Raw genomic sequence first — 12,078 nt, 5'->3', positions numbered from 1 at the left:
CGGCGTCGACCATTCCCGGCGGATACATTCGGGCGGTGAATGAGATCGCGCGCCGAGACGCGCTGCCGCCTGCTGTAGACGACCTTGAACGCTTTGAGGAGATGCTCCTTGATCAGCTCGCCGAGGCCGGGCTCCCGACTGACGGAGTGCTGGTGGAGCTGCCGGAACGCGAGCAGGCACTCGTGAGCTTCGGAGGCGCTCTCCGGCGACTGCCCATGGAAGACCGCAGCCGATCGGTGTACGTGAGCAAGATGATCACTGCGGCGGCCGCCGGACTCTTCGACGCGGCGCTCGACTACCTATGGAACGAGACAGTCCGCGAGCTTCGCCGGCGCGTAGCCGAATACGACCTGGCCTACTTCTTCGACATTGCCGTCCCGTCACACGACCGACGGAAGCACCTGTCGACGGAGGACGACCTGGTCAAGGTGGACGACATCGACCTGCTGCGTGCTGCCCGCGAGATCGGACTGCTCTCTGCCACCGGCCACGCTCAGGTTGACCACATCCGGTACATGCGGAACTACGCCAGCGCCGCCCACCCCAACCAGGTGGAACTTACCGGCATGCAGCTCGCTGCCTGGCTGGAGACGTGTGTACGGCAGGTCATCACCCTGCCGTACGACACCATCACGGCCGAAACGGGCAAACTGCTGGCCAACATCAAGAAGGACCAGCTCGACCCGAGCGAGGTCAAGAACACCACGGCGTTCTTCGAAGACCTTCCCGCAGAGCGTGCCGACGCGCTCGGCGCCGGCCTGTTCGGCCTTTACACCAACACCAGCCGCACACCGGTCGTCGCCAACAACGTCCTCATGCTGTGGCCGGAGCTGTGGCCAGAAATCAGCGAGGAGGCGCGGCGGCGCTTCGGCGTTCAGTACGGCCGGTTCAGCGCCAGTGCCGACATGACGCAGGCCCGGGCAGCCAAGGAGCTCCTCAACCTCGTCGATGGCGGGGCTTACCTGCCGGAGAACGAGCGGGCGGCAGAGATCGACGGGCTGCTGGACGACCTGCTGGCTGCCCATCATGGCTACAACAACTTCCACACCGAACCGGCACCCGCCCGATCCCTTACCGTGCTCGTTGGGCAGTACGGCAACGTGCCGGAAGCGGTGGAAGGCAAGTACGTCCTCACGCTGGCCGAGGTCTTCCTCGGTAACGAGTGGGGCGTTTCCAACGCGGCCCTACCCAGCTACGACAAGCTGTTCGAAAAGCTGACAAGCAGCCAGGCTGGCCGCGTGCTGCGCAGCTTCACCGAGGCGCCTCTCCGCCAAGCTCTGGTCCGCTAAGCCTCAGGCACGGTGGAAGAAGCTGCTCGACATCATCGAGCCCAAGCTGACCGCCCGTTCGGACCGGGAACTGTTCGAGGCGGTACGTGCTTTCACTGGGACCCCGGACAAGCTGGCCAGCGACACCAGGATTGCTCGGCTGGCTACCCCCCGCCGCGTCGTACGGCGCCCGAAGAAGAAGTGAATGGGTGGGCTCCATACCTGGCGGTCGAGCTCCTCGTCTTCGCGGACGAGCTGCGCCGACACGACCGGGTGCTGCTGCTCCAGCTCGACCGCGCGACCCGCGCCGACGACCCCGCCCTTGCGCGCCGAGCCCTCGCCGACGCCCTCTACGCGGCCCTCGACGTGATGCGGCGCCACGGGGAGGTCGCTGAGCGGCTGCTGGCCGGGCACCCGACCCAGGCCCCGACGGCAGGACAGCCCACCCCGGGGCGAAACTGCGTCGGCAGCTGATCAGGCGGGCCGAGGCGCGGCTGCCCGGATTCGGTCTGATCCGGGTGGTCCGGTTGGGTGGGAGCCGAGTTGCCGAGCCCGGCCTGGCGGGCAGAGGGGTGACGTCCTCCCCGAGCACGCATTGGCACGTCCGCCGCTGGCGTCCCCGTCCGCCGTCGGAGTGGCTGGCACCGCCGCTACCTGCTCCGACGGCGGACGGAGCCTGCTCACCACGTCCCCCGTCTGCCCGCTGGGCAGCCCGTCAGGTGGGCCTCGCCGGACGGGTTTTCGCGGCCGTAGACGACTGCATCAATCTGGTGCCATAGTGTCTTCGTGGCGACGACGGGAAACTCCGAAGAATCACAAAGAATAGCCTTTGATCACGCCTGGCGTTGGCATGAGGTCAAATATGGGCAAGCCATGCAGGTGTTGAACTTTTACATGGTCACTACTGCCGTTCTTGTGACGGGGTATGTCACCGCGATAAACTCGAAGCTAGATTTTCTGGCTGGAGCGGTGGGGGTTCTCGGAGGGCTCTGCTCTCTGGTCGCGTGGATTGTGGGCAGTAGTCTGAGGCGGAGTTCGCTGCTTGCCCTCGAGCCCCTGGCTATTATGCAGCGGGGGCTCGCTGACGATCTGGGAATTGAAGAGCTAAAGATTATTGATCGCCGCCGAGGTCTTCCGGAGAGATTTCGGGTAAGCCGTACACATCTCCCTTCTTGGGCTCTGGGGTTCTCTCTAGTGATTAGCGTGGGGGCCTCTGTGTATGCCTGGGCTATTCGCTAGTTCAACCCGATTCCGTTGTGCCGGTTGCCGGGTTCGCTCCGCGCCCTGGCATGGGGTGGCTGACGGACCGTCCAGCTGCCCATTCGCCTGGTCGGTCGCCGCGGTACCGTGCCCCGCACCCTCACTGCCCCCGACCAGCGCCGTGCCGCTGCTCTCCCGGGAGGGGCGCCGCTCCGCCCCCTGGCCCCGTCTCTGCGGCCCCGGCTGCTTTCCGCCGGGGGTGTGCGTCATCGTTCTCGGGGGTGTGCTGCTGATTCCCCGGGGGGTGTAGGCCACCCGTCCTCGACGCCACTCCGCCCGTCGCCCCCGTCCTGTTCCGCCCGCTCCCGGGGGCGCGGGTCACCAGCACCACGCCGCCACTACCGGCCGGTGCCGCAGGCCCGACCCCTTGCAGGCTGGCCCCGCGGCCGTGGGCCGCCCGCGTGTGAGGAACAGGAGGACCTGGAGCACGAGGTGGTGGTCCGTGCTGCGCCTGGCGCGGTGAGGGCCCCCTGGGCCGTTGGGAGCTTCACATCCGTCGTGTTCGCGCGTGCCGCAGGCGGCTGGTTGTTAGGCGCGGTGGTGGCGCAGGGTGCGCAGGCCGAGGTCGTAGCCGAGGGCGGCGATGGAGAGGACGACGCACCGCCCGGGAGCTGTGGACGCTGGTCCTGCCCCACCAGCGCTGCGACAAGTCGGTCCGGGACGCGCTCGGCGACCTCCAGTGGGCCGGCCGGGTCCGCGAGGGGCTCCGCCTGCCCGGTGGGCGCAAGCTGTGGTGTCTGACCGCGGCCGGGCGCCGCGACGCCGAAGCGCTCCTCCCACCCGGCCCGTCGTACGCCGCAGCGGTTTCTGACCCGCCGCGCGGCCGAGCAGGGCAACACCAGGCAGGCCCCGGACACCGCGTCCGGGGCCTGCCTGGTGTTGCCCCGGCCGGCCGCCGGAGTCCGGTGCGAGCAGGTGGCGGTCGGCCAAGTTGGTGCTCCGCCTGCGGGCAATGGTGTGCGGGCGGAGCGATCTGATCCTGTCACGCCCCAAGAGGGCGGCCGGCTTCTGCGGGGCGGGCGCGGGGTTCGAGGAAGAGCCCGAGGAGGCTGGCGGGCACCAGCTGCTGACCGGGACCTGGATGGGGCCCGCGCCTGGCCGCCTACGACGGGTCAGAGGCCCATCCGTCGGGCGGGACACCGAGAGCCCCGCAGAAGGCCGCCTGGTGCTCGGCCACGGCCCGCGCGTGCCGGACGACCAGGGCGAGCTGCTCACCGTCCAACGCCGCCAGCTGCTCGAGCACGTCGGCGGCGAGTTCCGGTAGTGGCCCTCCGGTAGCTCCTGGGCCTCCTGCCGAAGCGCCGGGGCTTGCTGGGTCAGGCGGCGCTGGCGCAGGGCAGCCTGACGGCAGGCATGCCCGCAGTAGAGGCCAGGCCGCCCCGTGCAGGCGGGGTTGGGGAGTGGTCGGCCGCAGTGGGGGCCGGCGCACGCGCGACACCGGGCGGGTAGGTCGGCGGCGGAGGGTATGGAGTTGGACTGCCCCACGGGGTGCAGGTGTTTTACGCTCCCGCCATGGATCCCGACCTTGAGCGGCAGTTCGCCGCATACGATCGCGCCGTATTCCTGGCGGGCGACACCTACAAGGGCATGTCGTTCGACGAGCGCGGCATCCGGATGCTCGCGGGCACGGAGCTGGCCAAGCACGCGCCCAGCGACCGCAACGAGCCGACCTGCTCAGCCTGTGACGGCGCACCCTGGCCGTGCGAGTCCGTAACGGGCGCGATCAGCCTGGCCGACCCGCTCTACAACTAGCACTCCGCCAAGAGCGTCGATGGACGGCCCGGTGGGCCGTCCATCGACCAACTCTGCTTCACCTCAGACGCCGACGAGACCCTCGACCGCCTGGCGCGTTTACTGGATGTAGGAGCCGGACGAGAAGGACGAGGCGGGTGAGACCATCTCGGTCATCACCGTGCCCCTCATCGGCCCACACCTGTAGAGCGAGTACGTGGTGAGGGGAGACCAGAAACTGCTGGTCCCCTCACCACGTACTCCTTCGGACCCATCTCCGGTCGGAGCGGGCGCTAGAGCGGACCGTCAGTCGGAGCTGGGAAGAGCAGCTCGGCGCTGTCGAAGGCGGCCTTCACCATCGCGACGGCCAGGGCGGGGGTGAGCGCGGTGTCGGTCAGGTCGCCGTGCGCGAGCTTGTTGCGCAGGTTGCGGCCGGCGGCGAGCCGGCCGGCGAGCTCGGCCGTGATGATCCCCTCGTTGGCGGCCTGCTCCACCATCTTCTGGAACGGCTTCTTGACCCCCAGGTGCTCGGAGAAGGCGCGCTCCAGGGCGAACAGCGAGACGGAGACGGCGATGGTGGTGAACTCGTACCGGTAGTAGGAGTGCCGGACCAGCTCGCGGGCGGTCTCGAAGACGCTGGTGATGTAGGCCGGGGCGTGCGCGGGCGGCACCAGGTCGGCCACGAGGTCGTGCATCTGCGCGTAGTCGGCCACGAAGTAGCGGGCCCGCGGGTCCGGCACGGGCCAGGGGAGCTGGCCGGGCAGCGGCGGCAAGGAGTCCATCCGCACAGCGTGCCGCGCTCTGCCGCTCCGGAGCCACCACATTGATCGCGGTAGGTATATGTGAGGGACAGGTGTCGGTGCCACCCGGCACACTGGGCCCGTGCAACCCGAAGACGTTTGCGGCCTCGAAGAACTCGAAGCAGCTGTGCTGGACGACACCATCCCTCTTGCCCAGGCGCTGCGTCGCTGCCTGATCCTCGGCGGGTACGCCCACCACCAGGAGCTGAGAGAGTGGGCGCAGCGAGAGCTGACCGGATACGGCCCGAACGACGCCCTGCCCGTCTACCGGCAGGTGCCGGCCGCGCTCGCCGTCAACGTCAACAGGCATTCTCTCGGCGGCATCATGCAGGTCAACGGCCACCGGATCAGCCATCAACAGCTCCCCGAAGCGGCCAGGAACGCGGGGCTCGGCGAGAAGATGCCGGTGCACGAGGGGGTGAGAGCCCTGGAGGCAATGGTGAGCCGCTCGCAGGGCCCGATCCTCGCCAGCCCACCCGGCGCGGCCGAGTACGCCCTGCTCATGAGCCAGCAGCAGACGGACCTCGGCATGACCGGGACCGAGATCACCTCCCTGCACTGGGAGGTCGCCACCCCCATCATCGAGGGTGTCCTCGACCAGATCCGTACCCGCCTTGCCCAGTTCGTCGCAGAGATGAGAGCTCAGATGCCCGCAGGCCAGCAGAACCCCAACCCGGCCCAGGTCGACAAGGCTGCCAAGCATGCCTTCGACATCAAGACGGGCAGCAACTCCCCGGTCACCATCAACGCCAACACCGCCTCGGCCGACCGCGGCGGCACCGCCACCGCGAACACCAACGAACCCGCCCCGGCCCCCGTCCAGCCGTGGTTCCACCGCAGCTCGGTCCTGTGGACGATCCTCGGCGTCGTGGTCGCCGCAGCCGCCATCGTCGTCCCCCTGCTCGCCGCGAAGTGAGCCTCTTCTGGCGCCCGGGCCCGCTGGCCCGCCTGGAGCGCGACGTCCTGAACGAGAAGACCTCGCTGGCGTCGGTGCTGCGGCAGGTCGTCGCGCTCGGCGGGCGTACCGGCTCGACCGAGCTGCGGACTTGGGCGCTGCGCGAGCTGAACGGCTACAGCGGGGACGATGAGCTGCCCGAGTACCGGATCGTGCCTGGGACCATCACCATCGACGGCGCGGCCCCCGGCTACCTGATCAAGGGGCAGCAGATCAGCCCGCTGCAGCTCCCCGACTTCGTCCAGGGCAAGATCAAGGAGGAGGTCCGGCTGCGCAACGGCGTGGCGCAGTTGGAGGTGCTGGCTCGCCGGGACGACCAGGTGGTGCTGGTCGACATCCCGATGAGTGCCGACCTGGTGATGTACATGAACGGCGAGTACAACAGCGCGATCCACCGGCTCTACTGGACCGTCCACCGCTCGGCGTTCCAGGGAGCCACCGACCAGATCCGCACCCGGCTGATCGAACTGGTCGCCGAGCTGCGTGCCGCGATGCCTCCAGGGCGGAGCGATCCGACTCCCGAACAGGTCGCCCGCGTGGTGCAACACATCAACATCACCGCCGGTGATCATTCCCCGGTGCATGTCGCCGCCCCGATCGCCCATGCGGACCGGCGCGGCACCGCTGCGATCGGGGTCCAGCCTCCGTCCCGGCGCAGACGATTCGTCGGCGCGATCGCCCTGTGCGTCGCAGCAGGTCTGGCCGGCGCCGCGGTGATGTGGTGGCTGGGCGCCCGCTAGCGCCCCGTGCTCGTCCCGGCCTGCCCGGCTCGTTCGGCTGTCTGCCGTCCGGCGTGGCCGCCGGCCCGTTCGTTCGGCCCGGTCCCGGTCCCGGTCCCGTATCGGGTCGGTCGGGATGCTGGCTGGGGGGTTTTGTGACGGACTGATGGTTACGGAACTCGGCTCGGACCGCCCGCCGGCCTGGTCCGGCTCGGCCGGCCCGGCTGTTCGGTGCCGGGTCTTCCGTCCCCGGGCTGGTGTGTGACCTCATGGTGTTTCGGGGGTCTGTTCCGCGTTTCGGTGGACCAATTCGGGTGGGTGGTCGGGTGTCGTTCGGCGGTGGGATGGTGTTCCGGGCCGGTCCGGTTTCGGTGACGGCGGGTGGCCGCGGCTTCCGGCCGGGCGGCCTCGGTCCGGGCCCGGCGGGCGGTTCGGGGGCGGGGCCGGGGCAGGGTGCTCCGGTGAATTGATGGTCCGTCGGAAAATCCCGCCGGTTTTCGTCCTGGGTTTGTCTTGTCGATTCGGCTGGAATTACCGCCGGTCGGGGCTGTTTCGGCGGGTCGTGAATTCGCGGGTCGGGTTCGCCGGGGGATTGGGGCGGAGGGTGTGGTGCGTGCTCGGGACGCTCCGGGGCCGTGCGGGGGCCGTCGTCCCCGGCCCTGGGCTGTGTCCGGCGCAGGCCGGGGTGGTGGTGGGCGGGCCGCGACAGCCCCCGCGACAGGGGGCCTCGGCTGTTCCCGGCCCCGGCCCCGGCCCGCCGGCCGCCATCACGTGCTGGGCCGCCGTCCCCGGCCCGCTGCTGCCGCTGCGCCGTGTCGGTGGCGGGCGGCTGCTCCCCACTGCCCGCCGGCCATCCGCCCGCGGCCGTCCCGGCCCGTTGCTGTGCGGTGCCGGTGTCGAGCAGTCGCTGCCGCGCCGTGCGGTGTCGGGCGGTTGCTCCTGGCCGCCGTCCCCGGGGCCGTCCCCGCCCGCCCGGCCGCCCGCCTGCCTCCGCCCGCCCGGCCCCGTTCAGTCCCGCCCCGGGGCGGCCTGGGACGGCGCGGGTCAGGGGTCGGGGCACGGCCTGGCGTCCCGCTGCGGGCGCTCTTCGGCTGCTGCCCGCCCCGCTACTGCGCCTCGGTTGTCGGGTCGTCGCGGTGCCGGTTCGGTGCTCGGTTGGATGTTGGGGGAAGGACGCTGTGACCTGGGGTTTTGGGGAGCGTGGAGAACTACTGCGTCGCAGCCCCCGGGGGTGTGGACGGCGGTTGTGGCGGGGCCGGCCCGGGTGGTGTGGTGGGGCCCGGCACACCCGCCGTACGACAGCCCTGGAGGCCCTCATGAGCTCGCACTCGCACCCCCGGCCGTCCCGTCCCCGGCCGCTGCACCGGCCGGGCCGGTCCCGTGAGCCGGTCCACCCGGCCGGCACCGGGCGCGCTCGGCTGGCCGCCGCTCTCGACGCTCTCCTGCACCGTCTCGAGCCGGGGTGTACCGACGAGCGGGTGGCGGCGATGACCGCGGCCGCCGGGATGCCCGTGGTCGTGGAGACGGTGCGTACCGCCCGCTCCGGCACCCGGCTGCCCCACCCGTCGACCATCCGGATCCTGGCCGAGCTGGCGGGAGCCGACCCGGCGCCGCTGCTGGCCCTGCGGCGCGAGGCGCAGTTGGATGGCCACGTGCCGGTGGACTCGCCGGGTCTGACCCGCGGCGCGATGCAGTCCCGGCTGACGCGCTCGCTCGAAGGTCTGCGGCACCGGGGCCGCACGCCGGTTCCCTGCCGACTGGTGGCCAGCCGGTCGGGGCTGGACGAGGAGCCTGGGCTGAGCGAGGAGGTGGTGCGGGCCCGGCTGGAGGGCCGCTGGTCGCGCCACCGCCGCGCCGATGTGATGGTGGCCGAGCTGGAGGCCCTGTTGCGCGGCCTGGGCGTCCCTGCCGAGCTCCACGATCTGTGGGTGGAGCCGGCGAGCCGGGCGTGGGAGCGCGCGACGCGGGTGAGGCTGGACCGGCAGCGGCGCGGCTCGGTCCGCCGTCGCCGCTAGCCCCCAGCCCTGCGGCCCCGGCCCGGACGGTCCGGTCCACCCCGGCCCCGGACGGCTCTCCGGCCTGGCCGGCCGTCTGGCCGGTCGGCCGGTCCGGCCCGCCCGGTCCCGGGCTGTCCGGGCGCGGGCTGTCCGGGCGCGGGCTTCCCGGTTCCGGTTCCGGTGTGTGACCTCACTGCCGGTATTGCTGTCGGGTGGACCAATCCGGGTGGGTGGTCGGGCGTCGTTCGGCGGGCTGGCAGTGGTCCCGGGGTGGGCGGTTCCGGTGACGTTGGGTGGTCGGCTCCCGGCTGCTCCGGGCTGGGCGGGTTGTTCGGGGGGCGGGACGGGCTTCGGGGTGTTCCGGCGGATTGACGGCCCGTCGGAATTGTCGTTGGAATTGCCGCTGGTTTCCGTCCTGGTTTTGTCTTGTCTATTCGGCCGGGATTACTGTCGGTCGGGGCTGTTTCGGCAGGGCGGTGAATGTCTGTGAACTCGCGGGTGGGTTCGCCGGGGGATTGGGGCGGGGGACCGGCGCCGTGCCCTGCCGCTGCGCCCTGGTCGCCGCCCGGCCCGGTGCCGCGTCCCGCCCCCGCGGCTGCGCCCCGGTGGGCCGCTGTCCAGGCCGTGGCGAGGCCCTGGCCGCCGGTCCTGGCCCGCCGTCCTGCTGCGCCCGTCTCGGCCGTCCGGCCCGTCGGCCGCCATCGCGTGCCGGGTCGCCGTCCCCGGCCCGCTGCTGCGCCGTGCCGGTGTCGGGCGGTTGCTCCTGGCCGCCGTCCCCGGGGCCGTTCCCGCCCGGCCGCCCGCGGCCGGCCCCCTTGCCGGGCCGTCAGGCCGGCACTCTCTGGCGGCTGCAGGCCGCCCGCACGAGGACCAGGAGGGGGAGGCGCCCCGCCCGCTTGCCGCCTGCCGTCGGCCGCCAGGACGTCGCCGTGCCGGTCGCCGGCCCCGGGCTCCGCCCGGTGCCGCAGGCCGCCCGCGCGAGGACCAGGTGGTGGTGCCCGGCTGCGCCCCGCCCCGCTGTCGGCCCTGTCTGGCATGATGCCGATGCTGTTGTGCGGTGCCTTAATAGGTGTTGCGGCATTGCGCTTGAGAGCGATACTCTCATTTGCTCTTCTGTGGCTAGTGTTGACAGGTCGTTAGGCGGCTGGGATCCTTTGCCGAAGGCTTTTCCAGGACTCTGATGCGCGTAATCGGATCTATGGTTCTGGTGTACGCTTTCGGTGCAGGTTGGTTTTACTCGGAGGGTGACCCCTTCGCACTCGCGTTTCTGGTATCCGGACTGATTTCTGCTGTTATTTCTCGCCGACTCAAGAGAAAAGGGAATCGGAATGGAAAGTAAAAGAACAAGGTTTTCTGGGAAAATAAACGATCCTGATCTGGGTTTGGTCTTCAGGGAAATATCGGAAGAGCTGACGAAGTCAGGCGTGGAGATGGCGCACTTTGTGGTACATAAGCCAGAGATGGCACGACCGTCAGTTAAAACTCAAGCGGCGACAGTGCAAGTAGTAGCTCCGATACCAGCTCCGAGTTGAGTCAATCTGCTGGTTGTAGCCCCGATCCTCCAGGTCGGGGCTACAACCATTTCCGCGTCCCGCTGCCGTGCTGCTCCTGGCCCTGGTCCACCCGGGAGCCCTGTCCCCGGCCCGGCTGCCCTGGCCGGGGCTGACCGTCTGGACGCCGAGCTACCCCCGGCCATCCTGGACTCCTGCTGCCGTGCTGCTCCGGCCCCGACCCACCAGCAGCCCCGGCCGCGTCCGGTCGGCCGGCACGCTCCCCTTCCCCGCGCCTCGGCCCGGGGGAGGACCCGCTGCTGCTCCCCGCAGCGCTGCCGTTCCCCGGAGCGCCGGCTCCGGCAGGCGGTGCCGGGCACATCGCGGGAGGGCACCCACGGGGTGTGCCGTCGCTCCCCGGGGGGCCGCAGGCCGCCCGGCCCGCCCCCAGAGCGCCCGACACCGCCCGGCACCGGCCGCGCCCGGCCCCGGCCCCGGCCCGCCGCCCCGGCCGGTGCCGCAGGCCCGGTCCCGCACCCACACCGCTGCCGGGCCGCCAGGCCCAGGCCCCTGCACGCCCACTGGTGCGGCCGTCAGGCCGGCACTCCCTTCGCGGCCGCAGGCCGCCCGCGCTGGGAACGCGGTGGGGGCTGTTGGAGGGCGGGGTGGTGGTGTGGTGCTGCGTCCCGGCCCGCGTCCACCCCCTGCCACCGGCCTGGTGGTGCTGCTCCTCGCGCTGCCTCGCCGGCCGGGTGGGTGCTGCTCCTCGTGCCGTCTCTCCGGGGCCGGGGGTGAAGTCCGTGACAGCTCTTGCATCTCTGCACCGCGTCACCTCCCGGAGAGGGCCGGTCCCTTCGGTGTCGTCGCTGCGCCGTGGTTCGTGGTGTTGCCGGGCGGCTCACCGGCGCGGGCCGGTGGCGGTCCGCCGGCCCGGCCGGGAGTGCCCGCCGGGCCCTGCCGCAGGCTTGCGCCGCCCCCGCCCGTCGCCGTGCTGTGCCGGTGGCCATGGCCGTACTCTCGGGAACGGGCGCCGTGCACCCGGCTGCGCCCCGTCAGGGGCCGTCCCCGGCCGCGCCGGGAGCCGGGCCGACAGTGGGCCTTCGGTGACGCCTGGTGGTACCCGGTGGGTGGCTCGGCGGCGCCCTGGCGCCCGTCGCCGTCGCGGACGCCGCCTGGGCCGGCCCTCGCCCGCCGCGAACCAGCACTCGCCGCCGGTGCCGCAGGACGCCGCCCTCCGACACCGGCCGTCCGCTGCTTCCGGCCCTGCGGAGCCCGCAGGGCCCCGCCCCGCGTCCACCCCTCCCCGGAGGCCGCAGGCCGCCCGACGGACCGCCCCAGGGCCGCCCAGGCCCCGGGTCGGGCATCGCTGCGCCCCGTGGCTGATATCGAGGCGATGGCCCTCCACCGACAATTCGCGGGATATCGTGAACGAAAAGGCCCGCCGAACTCGCCGTCCCGTCAGGGATGGCCCTCCTACCGGAAATTCGCGCCACATCGTCAACGCTACTTGCACACCCCGTCAGGGGAGGCCCCTCCACCGGCGATTTACGTCACATCGTCAACGCTCCCGGCCGCAGGCCGGAACGGGCCCCAAGGCGGGCCGCAGGCCCGTGCCGCTTTCGACGCCAGCCACCCGCACAGTTGAGGCCCCGCCAGGGGCCGCCCCCGACAAGCCAATTCGCCACCGGCGAATTGCCCCAGCCACCCACCTGCCCCCGCCCGGCGCAGCCGGGCCCCGGGGCGTAGCCCCGGGCCAGCAACCACGCACGGTGACGGCGTAGCCGGCACCCCCGCACCTGGCGGTGCGTCAGCACCGCCGCAGGGCCGCCAGGCCCTGCTCAAGCCGCAGGCTTCCGCC

Annotated in this window: 7 protein-coding genes; 6 read left to right on the top strand and 1 reads right to left on the bottom strand. The window is 71.6% G+C overall.

What is annotated here, in order from left to right; translation table 11 throughout:
• The first annotated feature begins 35 nt into the window (after positions 1–35).
• The 3 genes from ACIQ9P_RS26465 (at position 36) to ACIQ9P_RS26455 (ending at position 4,280) form a co-directional block, all read left to right on the top strand.
• The gene (locus tag ACIQ9P_RS26465) at positions 36–1,289 is read left to right on the top strand and encodes a hypothetical protein (RefSeq protein WP_402360974.1); all 1,254 of its coding nucleotides are present in this window, start codon (positions 36–38) and stop codon (positions 1,287–1,289) included.
• Between the two features lie 180 nt (positions 1,290–1,469).
• Positions 1,470–1,742 carry a hypothetical protein gene (locus ACIQ9P_RS26460; protein WP_402360972.1) on the top strand — a complete coding sequence of 91 codons (273 nt, stop codon included), beginning with the start codon at positions 1,470–1,472 and terminating at the stop codon, positions 1,740–1,742.
• 2,298 nt (positions 1,743–4,040) lie between these two features.
• Entirely contained in the window at positions 4,041–4,280 is a 240-nt protein-coding gene (locus tag ACIQ9P_RS26455) for a hypothetical protein (protein WP_402360969.1), read from the top strand.
• Positions 4,281–4,552: 272 nt separating this feature from the next.
• Here ACIQ9P_RS26455 and ACIQ9P_RS26450 read toward each other — a convergent pair whose 3' ends face one another.
• Complete coding sequence (locus ACIQ9P_RS26450; RefSeq protein WP_402360967.1) at positions 4,553–5,041, bottom strand: hypothetical protein; 489 nt, start codon at positions 5,039–5,041, stop codon at positions 4,553–4,555.
• A 100-nt stretch (positions 5,042–5,141) separates the two neighbouring features.
• On the opposite strand from ACIQ9P_RS26450, the gene ACIQ9P_RS26445 reads away from it, so the two are divergent.
• The 3 genes from ACIQ9P_RS26445 to ACIQ9P_RS26435 all read left to right on the top strand — a co-directional run bounded on the left by ACIQ9P_RS26445 (position 5,142) and on the right by ACIQ9P_RS26435 (position 8,748).
• Complete coding sequence (locus tag ACIQ9P_RS26445) at positions 5,142–5,975, top strand: hypothetical protein (RefSeq protein WP_402360964.1); 834 nt, start codon at positions 5,142–5,144, stop codon at positions 5,973–5,975.
• Positions 5,972–6,754: a hypothetical protein gene (locus ACIQ9P_RS26440; protein WP_402360961.1), complete on the top strand. Its 783-nt coding sequence runs from the start codon at positions 5,972–5,974 to the stop codon at positions 6,752–6,754. The genes ACIQ9P_RS26445 and ACIQ9P_RS26440 overlap by 4 nt, the downstream gene beginning before the upstream one ends.
• Positions 6,755–8,049: 1,295 nt before the next feature.
• Positions 8,050–8,748, top strand: coding sequence for a hypothetical protein (locus ACIQ9P_RS26435; protein WP_402360959.1), 699 nt, complete (start codon positions 8,050–8,052; stop codon positions 8,746–8,748).
• The last annotated feature ends 3,330 nt before the right edge of the window (positions 8,749–12,078 follow it).

Source organism: Kitasatospora sp. NPDC094019 (assembly GCF_044764505.1).
GTDB lineage: Bacteria > Actinomycetota > Actinomycetes > Streptomycetales > Streptomycetaceae > Kitasatospora.
Note: the sequence above shows the minus strand (reverse complement) of the source record. Positions and strands in the feature narration are given on the sequence as shown.